The sequence below is a fragment of the Azospirillaceae bacterium genome (genome assembly GCA_028283825.1).
Taxonomy (GTDB): domain Bacteria; phylum Pseudomonadota; class Alphaproteobacteria; order Azospirillales; family Azospirillaceae; genus Nitrospirillum.
Genome location: JAPWJW010000001.1, coordinates 1036976 through 1057999 on the forward strand (window position 1 = coordinate 1036976; position 21024 = coordinate 1057999).

The window sequence follows — 21024 nt, forward strand, 5'->3', positions numbered from 1 at the left end:
GGCCCGAGGCTTTAGAAAGCCCGGGCCGCTACTCATCGCATCTGTTCGGTAACTTTGACCGAATTCGGTTACACAATGCCGCCGGTGTTAATAACCTCTGGATCCGAGGAAATCATATCGCCAATAGCGTTGCCGAGCATGTCTATTGGAATAGCATTGAAAAGAACTTCTCCAACTGCAGTGAAGTTCCTGTTTTGTTGCGTATTGTAAATTGTAATAGTGGTTGTTGTAACGTCTGGAGGGGGCATTAGGTCCGTATAATCTTCTCCCTGACTATTCGTGTAATAGGTAATAGTTGGATATTCAAATTTAAATTTCTTTGACGTTTCTTCATCTAGTTCGAACGTCATATGTCCAATACCAGACGTGGCGCCGATCGAAAATGACTTAGAATGTATGTGATTATAGTACCATATGTATTTTGGATTCTTCCGGCTCTTGCTCTTTGGATCTTTTATGATGCGAACGGTAAAGTAAATCCTTCCATCCGGACAATCGCCTCTTGATGTCATTATTAGTCACTCCTTAGGGTGTGGTTGTAGATTGAAGATACTCAGTGCCCCGATATCCCATGGTACTCAGGATCCGGCTTCCAGCCTCGGCCATCGCTTGGTTCCCGCTGCATCGATTGGCACGGACCCAAGGATCAAGAATGCGAAAATCTTTACTTAATAAAGCCATTGTCTTGAGTGCATCAACTACGTTCTGGCAGACTTTCTTTGCTTCTGTATTTTCTCCGCGTGTAAGAAATATATTAGAGCTTGCGAGTAATATATTGGAAAATAGAATTGTTCTTAGTTTGTCTTTGTGATCTCGCTCATACGATCCTCGAACAATGTTGGCTGCTTCTTCTATTTTCTGGATGGCAGAATTTAATTCTTTCGTTGATGTTAAGATGGTGCCGTGCAGCATGAGAGCTTCGGCTTTTTGGCGCTGTAATTGATCATCTGCCGGGTTGACGCGAAGCATCTGATCAACAGTTGTCTCTATATTAATTATATCTGGTAAGGCGCTTTCAAAGTTGCCACCAGCTAAGTCCGCTCGCGCTTTTAGAAGACGGATTTCTGTTCGAGTGATTTGCCAGCGTCGGTTCTCAGGTTCTCTATGCAAACAATCGTCAATTTGCGCCATAGCTTGGCCTAGGCTTACAATGGCGGGTGCTGTCTTGCCTTGGGCTTCCAGAAGGGAACTTTTCAATCGACCGGCGGCCGCCAAACGAAATAACCAGACCGCTGCGTCTGGCTGTCGGCGGTGCACCTCGTCCAGGACTTCGCGTTGTTCATCATAAAGGTCGGTTGCTGCTTCCAATTGCCCTCGTTCAGACTGCGCTTCTGCCAATAAGGAGAGGCTGTTCGCCAAGTCGGCTGACAGCGAGATATTATCGGGATGAGCCATTATTGCTCGTCGTTTCAAGGCAATGGAGTCGTTGAGATTATCCGTTGCCATGTCGTCTTCGCCTTCGCGCAAATGCGCAGTGCCAAGGCTGCTCAGTGCGTAGGAAAGCTCAATCCAGGCATTTGGCTCGTTTGGCTCAAGGCTCATTCGGCGTTGGGCAAAATCCCGATATTGCGTGAAACGACGCATCGTTTCATCAAGTCGCCCTTGGTCCAATGCGATTTGGCCATACCAAAAGGCGATTGACCCCGCAGTCTTCAAGGTCTCGCCATCATGAGCCCTTTCCGCTAAGTTGGCTTGCAATAAGCTTTCTGCTTGGCCCAACGCCTTAAGGGCAATATCCACGTTGCCGCGTGAGCGATTGACATCGGCCAAAGTCTGCAGCGCTTTGGCTTGGCGCAGGCGAGCCTCACTTGGGATGCGTCCCGGGTCGTCTACGGTAAGATAGCCCAGGGCCTTCTGCGCCACGCCGTCCAGCACGTCCAGGCGGCCCAGGGGTTGCAGCTTTTCGGCCAGGTCGCCCAGCATGTAGTCGACCAGTTCTTCCGCCCCTTGCAGGCGCTGGGCGGCCACCGCTTCCGCCCGGCTGGCGCGCAGGCCCAGGAAGGCGGCCACCAGGGCGATGGCGGCGAAGCTGACCATCGCGCCCAGGCGCAGGCGGTCTGCCCGCTTGGCCTGGCGGGTGGAGGCGGTGACCAGGGCCTTGACCTCGGCGCTGACGGGCACGGTGGCGCGGCTGACCAGGTCGCGCGCCTCTTCCAGCGGCTTGCCCCGGCGCAACAGGCGGTCGGCGCGGCGGCCCTCGTTCAGCCACTGTTGCGCCAGCCCTTCCAGCTGGCTGCGGGCGCGCAGGGCCTGGCGGTGTTCGGCGATCCAGGTCACGGCCCGGGGCCATTGCCGCAGCAGGGCCTCATGCGCCACGCCGAACACGGCCTGGGTTTCCGACACCTGGCTGACGAACAGCCGTTCGTCCACCAGGGCGCGCACCAGGGTGCGCTCATCCTCCGTCGCCAGGTTCGACCAGGCGGCGCGCAGGCCGCGCACCGTGTCGTCGGCGGCGCTGACGGCCACCATCAGGGAGAAGATGCGGGGCAAGGCGGCCTGGGCGGCGGCGGGCAAGGTGGCCAGCGTGGCCTCCGCCCGGCGGCCGATCGCGCCCTCGATACCGCCCAGGCCGCGATAGGCCGCCAGGGTCAGCTCCCGCGTCGGGCTGCGCAGCAGGTAGAGCTGCTGCAAGGTGTACTGCAACAGGGGCAGGGCGTCCGGGCTGTCGGCGGCGGCGTCGCACAGCAGATCGTCCAGGCGCTCATTGCCGTCCGGGTCGCCGCCGAAGCTGAGGCCGGCGATCTCCGCCGGCAGGCGGATCATCTGGCCGATCTCCGCCCGGCTGGGGGGCAGCAGGTCGAAATGGCCGCCGGCCGCCTTGCCTTCCATCAGCAGCGGCTCTTTGGCCAGGTCGGGATAGAAGTCGTTGCGGCAGGCGGCGATGACCATGACCTGGCCGCCCCGCGCCAGGCGGTCCAGCGCCGTCAGGAACTGCCGCCGTTGCAGGCCGCTGGCGAAGGCGGCGCTGAACAGCGCCTCCAGCCGGTCGATGAACAGGATGAAGCGGTCGCCGGCGGTTTCCGGCGCGTCGGTCGGCCGGGTTCCGTCCCGGGGGGCCTGGCCCTCTTCGATCAGGCTCTGGCCCAGATGCTCGGCACTTTGCCCGGCGTAGAGGGGTTCGCCGTCCCGGTCCAAATCCAGCAAGGCGCCGCCCAGGGCGGTGGGCAAGGGCACGGCGCCGATGCCGCCCAGGTCCAGGATTGTGGCCCCTGTGATCCGGGGCGTGGCGCCGTCGCGCATCAGGGCGGGCAGCAGGCCCGCCTGGACCAGGGAGGTCTTGCCGCTGCCGCTGGCGCCCAGGATGAGGACGAAGGCGCGCCCGCCATTGGCCTGGCTGGCCAGCAGGTCGCGCAGGCGGGTGACGGCGACGTCGCGCCCGAAGAAGACGGACGAATGGGTGGCTTCGAACGACGCCAGGCCGACGTAAGGCGATTCCCGCGCCCAGGTTTCCGGCGCCAGGTCGGCGTCGCGGTGCGTCGCCATGATCACCGGCGCTACGGTGCGGTAGCCGCGCTTGCGAATGTTCTCGATGTAGCGGGGTTCGGTGGCGCTGTCGCCTAGGGCTTTGCGCAGCTGGGTGATGGCCTTGTGCACCTGGTTCTCGCCGACGGCGATGCCGTCCCAGCACAGGTGCAGCAGGTCGTCGGCGCTCAATATCTTGCCGGCGTTCATGCACAGCGCCATCAGCACGTCCAGGGCGCGCGGCTCAACCGGGATCTGGGCAGCCTCATCCTCGCGCCACACGGCACATGCCTGCGCGTCCACCTGCCAATCACCGAATTGAAAGCGCTTAACCTTCACGGGCCATCCTCTGGCTTCGGCAAAAACGGTTTTCCCGGTACCTGTCTCAACCGTGTGACTGCGGCCACGGCCACGCCCCCTACCGGGGCGCATATATAACCGCATGCCACAACCTCCGCGACAAAACTATTCAAAAGGCGTAAGCGGGCGCTGAAACCGGGTCCCGCTCCGCACTTGTCCGGGTGGTCCTCCCGGCCTGGAACGCCGCACAGACGCCCGAGAATGCGGCCGGGTGGGCCAAGACGGCGGACGCTTCGACCTCGGCCTCGACCATCACCGGCCGCGTGCCGGCGGCGTAGTCCTCCCGGTACTGGATGGTCAAATCCTGTAGCCGCATCCGCATGTCTGATTCGTAGTTCGTCCGGGGATGGGTGGTCAGCGACGCGCCGTGGGTGCGGCGCAGATAGAGGAACTCTTCCAGGACGGTGGTGGCGAAGCCCGCCGCCTGCGCCCGGATGACGAATTCGGTATCGGCGCCGCAGGGCCAGGCGCGGAAGGCGCCCAGCCGATCCCAGATGTGCCGCCGGGCGACGAACTGGCCGTCCGTGCCCTTGCGGCGGTGGCCCTTCTCGGGGCGGTAGTCGGGCAGGGCCGGCACGATGGATGTCGGCCGCAGGGCCTCATCCGTGTACACGCTCCATGACATGCTGAGGTCGGCGCCGGCCTCCAGCGCCTCGATGTGGCGGCGCAGATAGCCGTCCAGCATGACGTCATCCGCGTCGAAGCGGGCGATCACCTCGCCCTCGGCGAACCGCATCAGGGTGTTGAAGGTGACGTACGTGCCGCGGTTGCGCGGCAGGTACACCACCCGCAGGTCCGCGTACGGCGCCGTTCCGACATAGTCCAGCGTATCGGCGCAGCCATCGATGCCCAGCAGCACCTGCAGGCGCCACCCCGGCGGCAGGGACTGCGCGAACACGGCGTCCAGGCAATCGCCCAGCCAGCGGCGCGCGTCAAAGGCGGCGATCAGGACGGATAGGGTCTTCAAGGCTGTCCCCTCATCTGGATGGGCGGTCAGTGCGCGCAGGTCGCCAGTTCGGCCTGGGTCGTCAGGTCGCGCAGGCCGCGCCGCAGGAAGGCGAACCAAGGGGCTCGGGGCGGGTTCTGGCCGTAAAAGGGCGTCAGGTTCAGGTCGATGATGGTGTGCCGGGTGCCGTCGTGGATGACGTCCAGGCAGAAATAATCGAAGGGATACCGGCCGATGAACCCGGCCAGCTGCCGCCACAAATCGCGGGGGAAACCGCCATGGTCGTCGGTCAGCGTGTCCAGCCGGCGGCGGTCGATGCAGACCCATCGGTCCTCCGGCCGCTCATCCTCTTTCTTGATCAGGTCCGGGCTATGGGCCCGGATGCAGACCAGCGCGTCACCACAGCCGTAGATGCGGTACAGCGTGTCGTCATGGGCGATGAAATTCTCGATCACCAGGCCCGGATGGTCCCACCAGGCGGGTGCGATCTCATCCCGCCGCATCAGGCGATAGTCGTCCCAGCCGCGGATGGGGCAATCGACCTGCAATGAGAACAGCGGCTGCAGGTCGGGCGGCAGCGCGCGTTCCGCCTTGCCGCCATAGTTCAGGTCGGTCTTCACGAACAGGAACTGGTCGTCCGGCCCCTGGCGATCGGCCCGGGCGCAGCGCAGGCCGGCGCGTTCCAGCATGGTGTGCAGGGTGCGCTTGCGCATGTCCGCCAGGCCGGCGTTCAGCACCCGGATGCCCCGCCGTGCCAGTTGCCGTTCCAGTTCGGGACGCCGGCGGGGGAACAGGGCGGCGTGCGACAGGCAATTGTGGAACAGCACCGTGTTGATGCTGGGCCCGCAGGCCGCGTCCAGCACGTCCCACCCGTCCTCCCACTGCGCGGCGCAATGCGCGGACACCAGGTGGCTGATCAGATAGCCGCGCCACGCGTTCCACTCATAGACCAGAAGATTGCCCAGCTTTTCCATACGGATCTGCCTTTATCGGACGGTCATCGGCGCAGGTCGACCAGGGTCGCCGTCTTGGCCGTGGTGGGGTCGAGGCGCAGGTCGGCCAGGGTGACCGCCCGCACATGGGTCGTGCCGCTGCCCGGGTCCTGCTTCATGTGCCGGCGCAGGCGCTCCGCCATGCATCCCAAGTCCGTCGCGCCGTCGCAGACCACATGCAGGCCCAGCCGGTCGCAGCCGTCCGGCCCAAAATCCAGCACCGCCTGCCAGGCGGTGCACCCCTCGGCCACGGCGGCGAAACCGCTGTCGTCGTGGGTGATCTCATAGAACCGGAAGGAACGTGGCCGGCGGCCCCGGACCTCCAGCAGCCGTTCGCCATCTCGTGTCACGACGCGGCCGAAGTCGCCCTGGCTGTAGCGGAACAGGGGGAAGCGCTCGCGCCAGGTGTTGGTCACCACGATTTCGCCGAAGCCGTCCGCGTCGGGCTCATGGATTTCCACCAGCACCCGTGGCAGCACGGTGAACAGGCCCGGTGTGGCGCTGGCGTCGCACACCCCCCAGATGCCGGTTTCCGCCGCCCCGTACATCGACCAGATCTGCCGGATGCCGAAGGTGCGGCACAGGCGTTCGCGCACGGAATCGCGCATCAGTTCGCCGGCGTACAGCAGGTTCTGGAACTGGGGCGGGGCCTGGCCCGATTCCTCGCACCAGTTGGCGAACAGCGTCAGGATGGACGGCGTGCCCGCCAGGTGGGTGGGCTGGAACAGGTCCGCCGCCGCGCGCATGTCGCTGTAGGGCGACTGCGCGCTCATCGGCAGGGTGGTGGCGTAGCATCGCTCCAGCAAATCATCGATGATGGCGGCGGTGCGGTAGAGGCCGGTGTAGGCGAACAGGTTCAGCACCACCGAGCTGGGTGCGAACACCCCCCGGGCCAGCAGATGCTCGGCCAGCGCCTGCCGCTGGGCGTGGTTCTCGGCGATGTCCACCGGGAAGATCAGCGGGCCGCTGGTGCTGCCGCCGGAGCGCACCAGGTACACCCCGCGCGCCTCCCCGGCGGGGGAGAAGCCGTCCAGGGCCGCCAGAAGGTCGGCCTTCTGGCACACCGGCGCGTCCTGCCAATGGTCGTAGCCGCGATAGAAGGTGCGCCAGAAGGGATGGTTGCGTGCGACCTGGAACGCCTGTGCCATCTGGCGGGCCACGGGGGCGGCGCTTTCATGGCTCTCGCCGGCGATCCAGCCTGCGTCCGGGCTCATGCCGCCCTCCCCAGCAAGGGCAGGTCGATGTCGAAATGCGCCAGCAGGGTGCCGTGGGCGGCGCGGAACGCGTCACGCTGGGCATCGTCGGGCAGGCTTTCCAGCGCATAGGCCAGCCAGCGCCGGCCCAGGGTGTGGCACAGGCGACGGTCGTCGGCATCAAAGCTGTGGCGGAACCGCTCCAGGCTGGGCGGGACCTGCAATTGCCGCCAGTCGCCGCAGCGCCGGTGCGACAGGCTGTCGGGCAGGATGCGGTAGCGGATCAGCGGTTCGGCCAGCAGGCCCACCGGGGCCATGGCCGGGGCGCCCGCGCGTCTGACGACGCGCTTGGCGACGCGGTACCAGAAATCGATGTTCTCATTCACATGGCGGCCTTCGGCGAAGCATTCCTCACCGATGGCGCTGCGGCGGGCGGCCACGTTGCTGGCCCGCCCCATGAAAAAGTCCGGGTGGCTGGCGGTGGCCGTCACACGCGGCAGGTGGTGCAGCGCCCCGTCCAGCGGCACGGCCTCGGCCCCCAGGGCGGCCATGTCGGGGAAATATTCCCCGTCGGGCGCGGTCTCGAACCCCAGGACCAGCAGATCCAGGGTGTGGGCGTGCATGCAGCGCAGGATTTCGCTGCAACTATCCTCACGCCAGCGGTCGTCGGCATCCAGGAAGGCCAGCACCGTGCCGCCGGCCCGCTTCAGCCCGCGATTGCGCGCGGCGCTGGGGCCGCCGTTGACGGGCAGGCGCAGCAGGTCGGTGCGGGCGACACCCGCCTGGGCCAGGCGCAGCAGGCCGGCCTCGGCCCGTGCCGCGCTGTCGTCGGTGGAGGCGTCGTCCACCACGATGACCTCGAACGGCAGGTGCGTCTGGCGCGCCAGCGAGGCCAGGGCCTCCCCGATATAATCCTGCCGGTTGTACAGGGGGATGACGACCGACAGGCTCATGATGCCACCGTGCACCGATAGAGTTTGCCCCGCTGCTGATGCAGGTTGATCACCGCCTCGTCCGATCCGCGAAAGACGCCGTTGCCGTAGCAGACGGCATCGCGGCACAGCAGCATGCCCACCATGTGGATGGGCCGGGCGAAGTCGGAATCCATGAAATCCAGCTGTTCCAGGTAGGGCTGGAACATCAGGTGCGGCCAGTCGCGCCGCACCCGCTGCGCCCAATCGGCGGCACTGCATAAGGAGCGCACCAGTGAGCCGATGCCCCGCCCGCCGCTGTTGGGCTTGGCGATCCAATCGCCATCGCGCAGCAACAGCCGCTCCGCCTCCACGGCCGAGCGGGCGCAAAGCGACGGGATAAGGTGCGGCCGCAATTGCGCGTAAAGTGCCGCCGGCATGGCGTCGCGCATGATGGCCTCATCCGACAGCACCGCCAGCACGCGCTTGTCATGCACCAGGATCAGGGTGCGCACGTCGTTGAAGTAATCCGCGCGGGTGGCCAGGTGGGCCATGACCTCGGGCGCCATCAGCGGCAACTCATCCCGGTCCAGTTGCAGGATCAGATGGTCCAGCGGCCGTCCTTGGGCGTGCGGGGCGGCGTACAGGCCCCCGTCACGCACCGTCAGGTCCCGGGGCCGCACGGCGACGAAGCCGACGCCGGTGCGCGTCAGGTGCTCTGCCAGGCAGTCGACCTCGCCGCTGGGTTCCTGGCCGTGCACCAGGGCCACGGTGTCGCCGGGCCGGTAGGGCGCGCACAGATCGTCCCAGAAATCCGCCTGGCCCTGCGACCAGGCGCGGCTAACCATCCAGCCGTTCAGGGGATAGCGCGCGCCGATTTCGCAGATGCGTGCCGTGCCGTCCCGGTCCAGGATGAAATCCGGCCGGTACCAGCCCACGTGATAGGGCCGGGCCGCCGCCATTCCCAGGATGCGTTCCAGGTCCGGCGACAGGGCGTAGATGGCCCGGATGCGGGCGTCGATGAAATACCGCTGCACCACCGCCCTCAGGGCCGTGTCGATCAGGCCGGTCAGGGCGCGCATCTGGTCGCGGTAGGCGGCCGGGAGGACGACGGCGCGGTCGGAACAGACCTCGCCATGGCGCAGCCCCCCCACCATGGGAAGTGCCGCCCCCATGGCGCCGCTGGCTTCGACCAGGGTGGGGTGGCGGCCGTCAGTCATGGCTGGGGAACAGCGTCCGCAGGACGGCGGCCTTCTTTTGCAGATACTGGCCGACGATGCCCGCCAGGTCATAGGCCGCCCAATCGACCTGGACTGCCCGCGCGTAATGCTCCAGGGCGTTCACCGCGTGGAAGAAGTGGTTCTTCTCCGTGCCGCCGCAGTGCACGGCGATCCAGCGCAGGGGGCGGGCGGTGTCGTCCTCGGTGTAATGGTAATGTTCGATCAGCCACTGCTTGAACAGGGGCAGGATGAACTCGACCTCGCCATGGGTGTAGATCTCATGCGCCAAGGTGGTCAGCAGGCCAAGCGCGATATCGGGTTCGCGCAGGGACATGTGGTCCTTCCATGTCTTGAAGTCCGCCGCGGTCCGGTCGATATAGCCGGTCCGCAGCCAGGCATCGTCACCGGTGATGGCGGTCGCCATGGTGAAATACATCTTGGAATGCAGGATCTTATGGGTCACCGCCAGGTCTTCGTCGATGATCCGGTGCAGGGAAACCAGGGTCCGCAGCAGGGCCTGTTCGTCCAGCACCGGTTCGCCGCGATGCAGCTTCAGGGTCAGCCGGTTGCTGATGCCCGCCACCGTCATGGCGCTGTTGTTGGTCTGGCCCCAGCTCGCGAAAAACCGGCGCAGGGTTTCCGCGTCCTGCACCCGCGAGGTCAGGCTGCGAAAGCCGTTTTCAATTACCGCGAATTCCGCCGGATGGTTCGCGAAGCCTTGCAGCAACGGCCCCCGAAACGGCCCGTCGGGCATTGATCGCAGCACGGGCAGGATGTTGCCGGCCAAGGTTTCCATATGAAATTCCCCCGAAAAACAGGTGTTGTATTGCGCCGATGCGTGATTGGCGTTCTTTTGTTTTTGATGAAAAGCTAATTTTTATTGGCCTGTCTCAGGTTCGATTTATGAAATCATAAAACATGACAACCACCCGTCTGCGTGCTCGAAAAATACATCAAGTACTCGAAGCATTATTTTAAAATTCTCCGGCATGTATTTTCAGATTCTTAGTTTATATTTCTGGCATCATATAAGATGGCGCATTTTTATAAATGCCACCGATTGCGTACATTGCTGAAAGATCGGACCGTCCGGCCTGCCGAACGGCAGCCGGGGCCGTTGGCCATCCTGATCGCGATGCCGTCAGGATGGCGCCCAGACGCCCATGGGCGCAGGCTCGGGTGTGGGTTGAGGTTCTACGTCGCCAGCGTCAGAGATTGAGGGCCAGGCGGGGTGATCGGCTGCGGAAACAGCACGAGGGGGATCCGGTCGCCGGCACGACCCGCGACTGACGGCACCCTGGCCTTCACGCCGCTGACGTTGGGGATCGCCTGTGGCGCCCCAACGTCAGCTTTCGCGCACCGCCCACCTGGTGCTGGGCGCGCTTACCGAGGTGATCACGCCGCTTTGGGCGCCCAGTACATGAAGCCCATGCCCTCGCCCGTGCCGGCCTCCGTACGATAGCAGGGCACGTAATCGACCAGGGTCATGGGTGCCCCGATCGATTTCATGGCCACCACCACCGGCGCGTACAGCTTGATCTCCGAATTGCCGGATTGGTAGGAACGGTCGTCCACCGCCTCCAGCGCCGCCAGGTCACCCCGGCCGAGATGGCCGATGATGTCGCGGTCGAACGCCTCATCACAGACGAAGTGCGACAGCCCGCCGGACGCGATGACCGCCACCCGCAACTTGCTGTCCCAGCTTTCAATCGCCTGGGTCAGCGCGCGGCCGAAGGCGACGGCCCGCGCCATCGACGGCTGGGTCGGGGCGTAGAAGGTGTTCATCAGCACCGGCACGTGGGGCGGCGGGTTGTCCGCCATGACATGGCGATAGATGAAGCCGAAGGCGTGCGGCACGATGGGCTTGTTCTCCATCCACCGGTTGGCCGGCCAGGCGATCAACTCAGTCAGGTCGAAACCGGCCTGGCCGATGTCGCGCAGCAGATGATTGGCGAGGTCGGGCAGGGCGGCATGGGTGACGGCCTGGTCGGGTCCGTAGACCGGGCGCTGGGGCGGGCCGTTGTAAATCTCCTGCCCCGAATAGATCGCGATGGACGGTGAGATCTCGGTGAAGATCTCCTTCTGGTCCTTGCCGATGATGACCGCCACGTCCACCCGCGCCGCCTCATAGGCGCGGGCCATTTCGGCCAGGGCCGCCGTGCAGCGGGCGGAGCGGGCGTTCAGTTCCTGCGGCGTCAGCAGGGCCTCGAACCCCTCATCCTTGCGATGTTCCGCCAGCTCCGCGAAGGTCCAGGTCCGGTTGCGATAACTCAGCGCGTCCTTCCTGCGGTCGCGCAGGCCATCCTCGGGCCAGGTTTCACCCGGTTTGCCCAACATGCCGCTGTGGGGTATCGCCATGCCGAAAACGATCTGCGCCATAGGACCATCTCCATCCCTGATTTTTCGTGAGCCGGGGACGGTTTCGGGCATTCGGATCGATCCCGTGCCGTCCCAGGGGTGGGGTAAGACTTCCCATCCCTAGGCGGCCCGTCGCTTGACCTGGGTCAAGCCAGCGCCAGACCTGATAGGCCCGGGCGCGGAATCAATATCCCTGGAGGCCGGCGACTGCCGGCCCCGGAGTGAGCACCGCAGGGCGGAACGAGGAAGCCAAGCCAGCGGATGCTGGCGCCCGGCGCTTGAGGGGGCCTTTGATCGGTCAAGATCAAAGGCCGCGCGTATAAGGGCGCAGGTGGGGGGCCGTCCGGCTGTCGGGGGATGCCGCCACCGCCGCCGGCGTGCCGGCGGCCACCACCCGGCCGCCCTCGTCGCCGGCACCGGGGCCGATGTCGATCACCCAGTCGCTGGCGGCCGCCACGCCCATGTCGTGGTCCACCACGATGACGGTGTTGCCGGCCGCCACCAGGGCGTCCAGCTGGACCACCAGCCGGTCCACATCCGTGGGATGCAGGCCGGTGGTGGGCTCATCCAGCACGTAGAGGGCACCGCCCTTCTGCGCCCGCTGCAGCTCGGTCGCCAGCTTGATGCGTTGCGCCTCCCCGCCGGAAAACTCCGTCGCCGGCTGGCCCAGGCGCAGATAGTCCAGGCCGACCTGGCGCAGAACCTCCAGCGACCGGCGCACGGTGGGCACGTCCTGGAAGAAGTCGAAAGCCCCCGCCACCGTCAGGCCCAGCACGTCGGCGATATTCTTGCCCTGATAGGTGATCTCCAGCGTCTCGTCATTGTAGCGGGTGCCGTGGCAGAGGGGGCAGGGGGCATAGACGCTGGGCAGGAACAGCAGTTCCACCGTCACCGCCCCCTCGCCCTCGCACCGGGGACAGCGGCCCTTGGCCACGTTGAAGGAAAAGCGGCCGGCGTCGTACCGGCGCCGCCTGGCTTCCGGGGTGGCGGCGAACAGTGCGCGCACATGGTCCAGCAGGCCGGTGTAGGTGGCGAGGTTGGAGCGTGGCGTGCGGCCGATGGGCTTCTGGTCCACCTGGATCAGGCGCCTGATGCCGCCGAGGCCCCCGTCAAGCCGGCCTTCGGTCGCGGCCGCCGGCTCCTGTTCCAGCATCGCCTCTGCATCGGCCGGCTCATCCTCCACCGCCACGGGCGCGCCCAGGGCCTGGCCCACCAGTTCCACCAGCGCCTGGCTGACCAGGCTGGACTTGCCGGAACCGGAGATGCCGGTGACGGTGGTCATGACGCCCAGGGGAAAGGCGCAATCGAGGTCGGCCAGGTTGTTGCGGGTGACGCCCGCCAGCCGTAGCCAGCCCTTGGGCGCCCGGCGGGATCCCTGATGGGCCTGCCCATCCGCGAACAGATGGCGGGCGGTCTGCGACGCTGCCACCTGGCGCAGCCCCTGCGGCGGCCCGCTGTAGAGGATCTGGCCGCCGCCCTCGCCGGCGGCGGGGCCGACATCGACGATCCAGTCGGCATGGCGCACCACGTCCAAATCGTGTTCCACCACGAACAGGGAATTGCCCACCGCCTTCAGCCCGTCCAGCGCCCGCAGCAGCGCCTGGGTGTCGGCCGGGTGCAAACCCGCCGACGGCTCATCCATCACATAGACCACGCCGAACAGGTTGGAGACCACCTGCGTGGCCAGGCGCAGGCGCTGCAATTCCCCGGGCGACAGGGTGGGAGTGCTGCGCTCCAGCGTCAGGTAGCCCAGGCCCAGATCCAGCAGCACGGCCAGGCGCCGGCGCAAATCGGCGGCGATGCGCGTGATGACGATGGCCGTTTCCGGCCGCGCCCGGCGCAACCGGTCTAGCCTGTCCGATCCCTCCTCCGCATAAGGTGCGAAAAGGGCGGATATGCGCTTCAGGGGCAGGCGACCCATGTCGGCGATGTCCAGCCCCTCGAACGTCACCGACAGCGATTCCGGCCGCAACCGTTTGCCGTGACAGGTGGGGCAGGGGCTGCTGACCATGAAGCCGGCGGCGCGCTTCTTCATCATGGCGCTTTGCGTGGTGGCGAAGCTGTGGGTCACGTGCCGCCGCGCGCTGGAGAAGGTGCCCATGTAGTTGGGCTCCAGCCCCCGCCGAACGGCCTCCTTTACCTGGGCGGCGGTGAAGCCGGGGTAGACCGGCACCTCCGGCTGTTCGTCGGTGAACAGGATCCAGTCACGGGTCTTTTTCGGCAGGTCGCGCCAGGGGGTGTCGACGTCGATGCCGAGCGTGATCAGGATGTCGCGCAGGTTCTGCCCGCCCCAGGCGGTGGGCCAGGCCGCCACCGCCCGCTCGCGGATGGTCAGCGACGGGTCGGGCACCATGGACGCCTCGGTCACCGCATGCACCCGGCCCAAGCCGTGGCAGGTGGGGCAGGCCCCCTCCGGCGTGTTGGTGGAGAAGGCCTCCGCCTCCAGGTGCGGCTGGTCCGGCGGATAATCGCCGGCGCGGGAATACAGCATGCGCAGCAGGTTGGACAGGGTGGTGACACTGCCGACGGAGGACCGCGCCGTGGGCGACCCGCGCTGCTGTTGCAGGGCCACCGCCGGTGGCAGGCCCTCGATCATGTCCACGTCCGGCACGCTCATCTGGTGGAACAGCCGGCGGGCGTAGGGCGAGACGGATTCCAGATAGCGGCGCTGCGCCTCCGCATACAGCGTGCTGAACGCCAGCGAGGATTTGCCGGAGCCGGAAACGCCGGTGAACACCACCAGCGCGTCGCGTGGGATGTCCACGTCGACGTTCTTCAAATTGTGCTCCCGGGCACCCCGGACGCGGACGAAGCCGGTGGTGCCGCTTGCCGCCACGTCTTTGGAATCAAGGTGCTTATCCATCGCTGTCTCCTCGGCCATGGGCCCCAAGGTGCCACAGGTCATGGCTGTCCGGGATGCAACAATGGTCGGGGGGCTGAATGCGCGGCACCGCGGGTAATTGATAACGGATCGCAAATGTGGCATGTCGGCCCCGTCGGAATGCATTCATCGGGGCGGATTGGTGCTGTGGCGTTGACAGGCGACCAAGGCAGGCTTGACCTCTACCTAGCCCACCGGGCGGCGTTGATTGATTACGCCACGCCCATCCTGGGGGAACGGTCGCGGGCGGAGGATGTGGTGCAGGAGGCCTTCCTGCGCTTTGTGCCCCGGGGTGCCGCCGCCAATGAAAACGGGGGCGGCAAGGGTGTCGCCCAGCCGCTGTCCTACCTGTACCGCATCGTCCGCAACCTGGCCTTCGATGTCGTGCGCCGCCGGCGCAACGAGGCTCGGCTGAATGAGGAGGCCGAGTGGTGGATGCTGCCGGCCGAGGCCCGCCCGCCGGAGCGGGAACTGATCCACCAGCAGAACCTGGAACGGGTGGAGGCGGTGCTGGCGGCCCTGCCGATGCAGGCGCGGCTGGCGGTGGAGATGAACCGCTTCGGCGGCTATACCCTGCATGAGATCAGCGCGCGCATCGGTGTTTCCCCGCCCACCGTCCACCGCATGGTGCGCGACGGTTTGCTGAAGATCGCCATGGCGATGGCGACCGACGCGTGATGGGTGTATCCCGTGGAAAATTTCCCCCCGCCGTTCGTTTATGACCATGCGGGGAGACGGGGGTGCTGTTCCGCATGATCGCGCCCCCTCAAACCCTTACGGGCGCTGTGACCGGGCCCAAACGAAGCGATGGCGATGACCGCAGGCGACAAACCCGACCGGGCGTTGGAGGAGGCGATGGACTGGCTGCTCGAGGTGCAGTCGGCCCCCGCCGATCCGGCCGTGCGCGCCCGCTTCGACGCCTGGCTTGCCCGTGATCCGTCGCATGCCGGCGCCTGGGACCGTGCGCGGCATGCCTGGACCATCGTCGGCGACGTGCCGCCCGCCCATGCCGATGTGGCGCGCGCGCATACCGGGCGTTCCCGGTGGCCTGTGGTCAATCGTTATTGGGGCGGCATCGCGGCAGCGGCCGTGGCGGCTTGCCTGGTGCTGGCCATCGCCGCCTCCCCCTCCGGCCTGGTGGCGCTTCGGGCTGATTACGCCACCGGCACGGCGGAGACGCGGGTGGTGGCGCTGGACGATGGCACCAAGATTCATCTGGGCCCGCACAGTGCCATCGATGCGCATGTCGGTGCCGACAGCCGCACGGTGGCGCTGCTGGCCGGCGAAGCCTGGTTCGAGGTGGTGCACGATGCCGCGCGACCCTTCACCGTCAGGGCCGGCGGGGTCGATATCCAGGACATCGGCACCGCGTTCGAGGTGCGCATGACCGGGGCGGATACCCGCGTGGCGGTGGCCCAGGGGGTGGTGCAGGTGCGGGCCCAAGGCCAGGGCGGCGCCGTTGATGCCCGCCTGATGGCCGGCGACAGCCTGGCCGTGGATGGATCCACTGGGCGAGCCGAGGCGGGCCGGGTGCCGGTGGACGACGTGGCCTTGTGGCGGGATGGATGGCTTGCCACCAACAACATGACGGTGGCCGAGGTGGTGGAGCGGCTGCGCGCCTACCAGCCCGGCTGGATCATGATCACCGATGACGCGCTGGCCCGCCGCCGGGTGACGGGCCTGCTGGACCTGCGCAAGCCTGAGGCGGCCATGCAGGCGCTGGTGGAGGCCGGCGGCGGCCGGGTGCGCCGGGTGACGCCGCTGCTCTACGTCCTGTCCGTTTCCTGAAAAAGAAATTTTCCGAACTTTCTCAGGTAGTTGGCGGGAATCCCAAGAATCTTTCGCCAGCGTCGTGAAAAGTTTTTTCGACCTCCACGTCTCTCATCTTGAAAACGCGACTTGCTCGCAATTCGCGAAAAAAGATGGGGTCGATTAAGATGGTTTCAGGTTCCGTGTCCGCCGGTACGGCCCGGCGTAAATCCATGTCCCGTACGGCGCTGCTGCTGCTGGCGACGACGGCGCTGGCCCCCCTGTCGGTGGCGACGCCGGCGCTGGCTCAGACGGGGCAACAGGCCCAGACCGCCCCGGGCGCCCGGCATTTCGACATTCCCGCTCAGGCGCTGGCGACGGCGGTCAACGCCTTCGGCCGCCAGGCCGGCATGCAGGTTACGGCCGAGGCGGATGTGGTCGCCGACGTGCAGGTGCCGGCGCTCAGCGGCGACTATCAGCCGGCCGACGCGCTCAACCGCTTGCTGGCCGGCACCGGTGTCACCTGGCGCCAGGCGGGCGGCACCTTCGTGCTGATGCGGGCGCCGCAGGCATCGGGCGGGGTGCTTCAGCTGGGCGCTGTGCGGGTGCAGGGTGACAGCGGCACCGCCCCCCGGGGTGGCAATTTGCGCGGCCCCAGCGGCGACCCGGTCGCCCGGCGGCTGAACCCGCAGACCACCATCGGGTCCAAGGACGCGGTCAACCAGCGGGAAATCCCGCAGTCGGTCACCGTCATCACCCAGGATGAGATCCAGGCGCAGAACATGGTGACGGTGGACGACGTGATCCGGTCGACGCCGGGCATGCTGGTCACCACCGTCAACCCCAACGACACCACCTATGTCGCCCGCGGCTTCCCCATCACCGCCTTCCAGATCGACGGCGTGCCCACCGCCATTCCGGCCGGCGGCGCCGGTGTGGCGGCCGACAACCTGGCCATGTACGACAGGGTGGAGATCCTGCGCGGGCCGGCCGGCCTGTTCAACGGCTTCGGCGGCGACGGTGGCGTCATCAACCTGGTGCGCAAACAGGCGCCGGACACCTTGCAGGCCTCCGCCGTCTTGTCCGGCGGCACCTACGACACCCTGCGCGGCCAGTTGGACGTCGGCTCCCCGCTGAACGAGGCCGGCACCCTGCGTTTTCGCGCCGTGGGGTCGGAGCAGTACCAGGACCTCATGCAGGACACGACCTGGCAGCGTGACCGCCAGGCCTACGGCACCTTGGAGGCCGACCTGACGCCCACCCTGACCGCCCGCGCCGGCATCAGCTATTCCGACACCAACGGCCGGCTGATGTACGGCATCCCGTACACCCAGGATGACACCTTCGCCTCTATTTCCCGCTCGGCCTATCTGGGGGCCGACTGGAACCACTTCCACAATGACCGCCTGGGCGAATTCCTGGAATTGTCGCAACAGTTCGACAGCGGGTGGGACATCAAGGCGTCGTACGAGCATCACCGCCTGAACACGCGCTATCTCGACGGCATCGCCGACCTGATCTACGACGCGGCCACCAGCACCGGCGAGATGTATGACTACAAGTACAACCAGACAGACAACCAGCACGCCGTCGATGTCTACGCCTCCGGCCCGTTCACCCTGTTCGGCCGGGTGCACAAGATCACGGTGGGCGCCAACTACCTGCACGATTACACCCAGGGTGATGGCTTCCTGTACAACACCGCCACCGGGTACGACGCCTACGGCAGTGTCTACAACATCAACGTCTACGACAATTCGCTGTACGCCCCGGTCTCCGGTTTCAACGGCGGCGACCAGTACCAGAACGCCACGACGACGGAGCAGGTCGGAACCTACGGCAACGTCCGCCTCAGCATCACCGACGCGCTGACCCTGGTGGGCGGCGGCCGGCTGACCTGGTGGAATTCCCGCAACGTCGTGCCGGACGATGCCCATCTGAACGCCTATGGCGCCAGCAACACCGACGATCACCTGGGGCCGAAGTTCTCCCCCATCGCCGGGCTGATCTACGATTTGGACCAGACCTACACGCTCTACGGCAGCTACACCTCGATCTACAAGCCGCAGACCGGCGCCTACACCGTGTCGGGCGGCCTGCTGCGGCCCATCGAGGGCGAACAGTATGAGATCGGCGTGAAGGGGGAGCATTTCGGCGGCCGCCTGACCACCTCCATCGCCCTGTTCCACACGGAAGAGACCAACAACGCGGTGCAGGACCCGACCAACCAGGCCTTCGTGCTGCCGTCCGGCAAGGTGCGCAGCCAGGGTGTGGAATTGCAGGCACACGGCCAGATCCTGCCGGGCTGGACCATGCTGGTGGGCTACACCTATGACGATGCGGAGCGCGCCGCCGACAATTCCGACAACAACTTCGCCGTCGGCCTGACGCCGCACCATTTGTTCAAGCTGTCGACCGACTACACCCTGCCGGGGGATCTCAGCGCCTGGTCTGTCGGCGGCACCTTGCATGCCGAAAGCAACTCCACCTGGTCGTGCTGCAGCGGGGCCACGCTGTTGCACAAGCCGGGCTACGCCACCACCGACCTGCGCGTGTCCTACGCCTTCACGCCCAAGGTCTCCCTGAGCGCCAGCGTCACCAACCTGTTCGACCGGTACTACATCGATACGGCCGGTGGGGCGGAAAACACCCTGGGCGACCCGCGCAAGGTGCTGTTCACCCTGCGCGCCGCCTACTGACGCCTTCCGGCATTGGCGGTGGTCAATGCCCGGCGGGCGGTACCTTGGCGGCGGTGAACTCGATCTCCACCAGGGCGCCGGGCAGGACCAGGGCCGCCACCTTCACCGTGCTGCGTGCCGGCTTGTTGGGCTGGGCGGCCGTGCCGAAATACTGGGTCCAGGCGGCCTGCAGGCCGGCGAAGTCGATGTCGCCGCCCTTGTTGGGGTCGCCGGCCAGGAAGACATGGGCCTGCACCACGTCGCCCAGGCCATAGCCCTGGCTTTCCAGCGTGGCCTTCAGCTTGCCCAGCACGCTCAGGGTCTGCGCCTGGGTATCGCCATAGGCCTGCACGCTGCCCTTGGGCGCCTGGGCGTCGATCACGGCCGGCAAGGCGCCGCTGAGGTACAGGGTGGTGGCGCCGGCCGGTACGCTGACCGCGGTGGCGATGGGGCTTTCGGCGGTCTGGACATGGACGATCTGGGCCCAGGCGGGCGTGGCGGCCAGCAGCAGGGCGGCGGCCAGGAGGGTGGGGCGCATATGAGGTCTCCTCGAAGGTTTTGGTTCAGCCGTGACGGGTGGGGGCGGCCGGCGCGTCGGCCGCCACGCGGTGGGCCAATTCGGCCACGGTGCGGTGGGCGGCCAGGACACCACCCTCCTGCCAGCTGGGCAACTGGCTCAGATGCGCGCCGCTGAAATAGGTGCGGCGGTCGGGCTGGTTCAGCAGGGCATAGGCGGCGGGGTCGTTGCCGTCCTGGTCCCAATGCAGCCAGGGGCCCAGATTGAACGGTACTTTCAGCCAGTTCACCACGATGGCGTGGGCCAGGTCGCGGCCATGGCCGGGGTGCAGCCGCTCCACCGAGGCGCGCGCCAATTCCGTTTGCTCCGCCAGGCTGTGCTTCTGGAAGGCGGTGGCCGTCTGCCCGGCGTTGTATGTCGCGACCAGCAGGCCCTTTTCCCCCTGGAAGCCGCCGCTGGGATACCAGATGAGGGAGGTCTCACCCCCGGTGTATGAGATGCCGCCGTAGATCTGTTCCTTCTCCCAGAAGCGCGGGGATTCGAAGGCGACCTTGTTGGCGGCGTCGTAGACCGCGCCCTTGATGGCGGCCTTCACCGGGGCGGCGAAATCGGTATCGATGCCGGCTAGCACGGGTAGGGGGATGGTGACGACGGCGTAGTCGGCCGCCACCTCCCGCCGCTGGCCGCTCAAGCGGTCGCGATAGGCGATGCGCACGCCGTCGTCGGTGTTGCGGATACGCTCCACCACTGCGTTCAGGGTGACGGGTTGCTTCAGGGCCTTGGCCAGCGCCGCCGGGATGCGGTCCATGCCGCCCACCGGCTGGAACATGGTGGCCTGCATCAGGATGTTTTCCTCAAACAGGATGGCGGGGGCCACCGTCTCCTCCCCCAGCAGATCCGTCAGGGGCAGGGGTGCCACGCGGCTGCCCACCTGGTCGGCGGCACCCGGCGGCTGGACGTAGCCGGACCGGTCCGTGCCCGCGAACCCATGGTCCGGCGTCAGGTCGCCGTAGGATTTCAGGAAGGACAGCAGGCGGTCCCTGTCCTCGGCCGTCAGGTCCTGGTCCAGGGCGCCGCGTTTGGTCGCCTTGGCCAGCAGTTCCGACAGGCCGCCGCGCACGTCGTTCACCGCCTGGCGCTGGCGGATGGGCCGGCCGCCATTGGCCTTGGCCGTCTGCACGTAGGCGCTGCGGCTGGCGTTCACCTCCACCTCCAGCGGCACCTTCAGCGTACGGGCGTAGTCCAGCAGGCCCTGGTGGTGGCTGGGGATGCGGGCGGGGCCGGCGTTGAAGTACAGGCCCGGTGACAGGCGCGCCACCTGGTCGGCCTCCCCCACCTGTTCGATGCGGGTGCCGTCGCGCACCGACCAGGTGCGCCCGCCCACCCGGTCGCGCGCCTCCAGCACCACGACGTCGAAGCCGGCGCGTTCCAGTTCATAGGCGGTGACCAGGCCGGAGATGCCGGCCCCCAGCACGGCCACGCGGCGGCCATGGCCGGTGGCGGCGGGCAGGGCCGGCGGTCCGGCATAGGCGGCCGGCACGGTCAGCAGGCCCAGCGCGTTCATGGTGGAATATGTGGCGGCATAGCCGCCCCAGCGGCCCACGCGGGCCAGCAGGTTTCGACGGGTGATGGCCATTCGATGATCCCTTTGGCGACCGCACCAGATGCCGTGCGGCCTTGGGGGCGACAGTGGGGCCAGGGATTTCAAGGCGGTATTGAATTTATTTAAAGACGTTATCCGGTGGCATGAAATGATT

At 66.4% G+C, this 21024-nt stretch carries 15 protein-coding genes; 3 read left to right on the plus strand and 12 right to left on the minus strand.

Translation table 11 applies throughout. From position 1 onward, the window contains the following. Positions 1-68: 68 nt before the first annotated feature. From PW843_04195 to PW843_04240, 10 genes are all read right to left on the minus strand, one after another. A complete protein-coding gene (locus PW843_04195; GenBank protein MDE1145806.1) occupies positions 69-512 on the minus strand; it encodes a hypothetical protein in 444 nt (147 codons plus the stop codon). Between the two features lie 13 nt (positions 513-525). Further along, a complete protein-coding gene (locus tag PW843_04200; GenBank protein MDE1145807.1) occupies positions 526-3801 on the minus strand; it encodes a winged helix-turn-helix domain-containing protein in 3276 nt (1091 codons plus the stop codon). A 130-nt stretch (positions 3802-3931) separates the two neighbouring features. Further along, on the minus strand, positions 3932-4789 hold the full coding sequence (locus PW843_04205) for a glycosyltransferase family A protein (GenBank protein ID MDE1145808.1): 858 nt from the start codon (positions 4787-4789) through the stop codon (positions 3932-3934). A 26-nt stretch (positions 4790-4815) separates the two neighbouring features. Continuing rightward, on the minus strand, positions 4816-5742 hold the full coding sequence (locus PW843_04210) for a hypothetical protein (protein MDE1145809.1): 927 nt from the start codon (positions 5740-5742) through the stop codon (positions 4816-4818). 23 nt (positions 5743-5765) lie between these two features. Next, entirely contained in the window at positions 5766-6974 is a 1209-nt protein-coding gene (locus PW843_04215; GenBank protein ID MDE1145810.1) for a hypothetical protein, read from the minus strand. Continuing rightward, entirely contained in the window at positions 6971-7906 is a 936-nt protein-coding gene (locus PW843_04220) for a glycosyltransferase family 2 protein (protein MDE1145811.1), read from the minus strand. The genes PW843_04215 and PW843_04220 overlap by 4 nt, the downstream gene beginning before the upstream one ends. After that, complete coding sequence (locus tag PW843_04225; protein ID MDE1145812.1) at positions 7903-9084, minus strand: hypothetical protein; 1182 nt, start codon at positions 9082-9084, stop codon at positions 7903-7905. The genes PW843_04220 and PW843_04225 overlap by 4 nt, the downstream gene beginning before the upstream one ends. Then, the gene (locus PW843_04230) at positions 9077-9880 is read right to left on the minus strand and encodes a hypothetical protein (GenBank protein MDE1145813.1); all 804 of its coding nucleotides are present in this window, start codon (positions 9878-9880) and stop codon (positions 9077-9079) included. Before PW843_04230 ends, PW843_04225 begins: the two co-directional genes overlap by 8 nt. Before the next feature lie 599 nt (positions 9881-10479). Beyond that, positions 10480-11463 (minus strand): hypothetical protein, encoded by a 984-nt coding sequence (locus PW843_04235; GenBank protein MDE1145814.1) that lies wholly within the window; start codon positions 11461-11463, stop codon positions 10480-10482. Positions 11464-11746: 283 nt separating this feature from the next. Beyond that, positions 11747-14305 (minus strand): excinuclease ABC subunit UvrA, encoded by a 2559-nt coding sequence (locus PW843_04240; GenBank protein ID MDE1145815.1) that lies wholly within the window; start codon positions 14303-14305, stop codon positions 11747-11749. Between the two features lie 165 nt (positions 14306-14470). Here PW843_04240 and PW843_04245 point away from each other — a divergent pair, with 165 nt between their 5' ends. The 3 genes from PW843_04245 to PW843_04255 all read left to right on the plus strand — a co-directional run bounded on the left by PW843_04245 (position 14471) and on the right by PW843_04255 (position 18771). Beyond that, positions 14471-15001, plus strand: coding sequence for a sigma-70 family RNA polymerase sigma factor (locus PW843_04245; GenBank protein MDE1145816.1), 531 nt, complete (start codon positions 14471-14473; stop codon positions 14999-15001). A gap of 135 nt (positions 15002-15136) precedes the next feature. Next, positions 15137-16111 (plus strand): FecR domain-containing protein, encoded by a 975-nt coding sequence (locus PW843_04250; protein MDE1145817.1) that lies wholly within the window; start codon positions 15137-15139, stop codon positions 16109-16111. Positions 16112-16305: 194 nt separating this feature from the next. Continuing rightward, positions 16306-18771 (plus strand): TonB-dependent siderophore receptor, encoded by a 2466-nt coding sequence (locus PW843_04255; GenBank protein ID MDE1145818.1) that lies wholly within the window; start codon positions 16306-16308, stop codon positions 18769-18771. A 22-nt stretch (positions 18772-18793) separates the two neighbouring features. Here the strand turns inward: PW843_04255 and PW843_04260 are convergent, their stop codons facing one another. Both PW843_04260 and PW843_04265 read right to left on the minus strand, forming a co-directional pair. Continuing rightward, positions 18794-19288, minus strand: a complete 495-nt coding sequence (locus PW843_04260; GenBank protein ID MDE1145819.1) for a RidA family protein — start codon at positions 19286-19288, stop codon at positions 18794-18796. 25 nt (positions 19289-19313) lie between these two features. Continuing rightward, positions 19314-20903 carry an FAD-dependent oxidoreductase gene (locus tag PW843_04265; GenBank protein ID MDE1145820.1) on the minus strand — a complete coding sequence of 530 codons (1590 nt, stop codon included), beginning with the start codon at positions 20901-20903 and terminating at the stop codon, positions 19314-19316. Positions 20904-21024 lie beyond the last annotated feature (121 nt).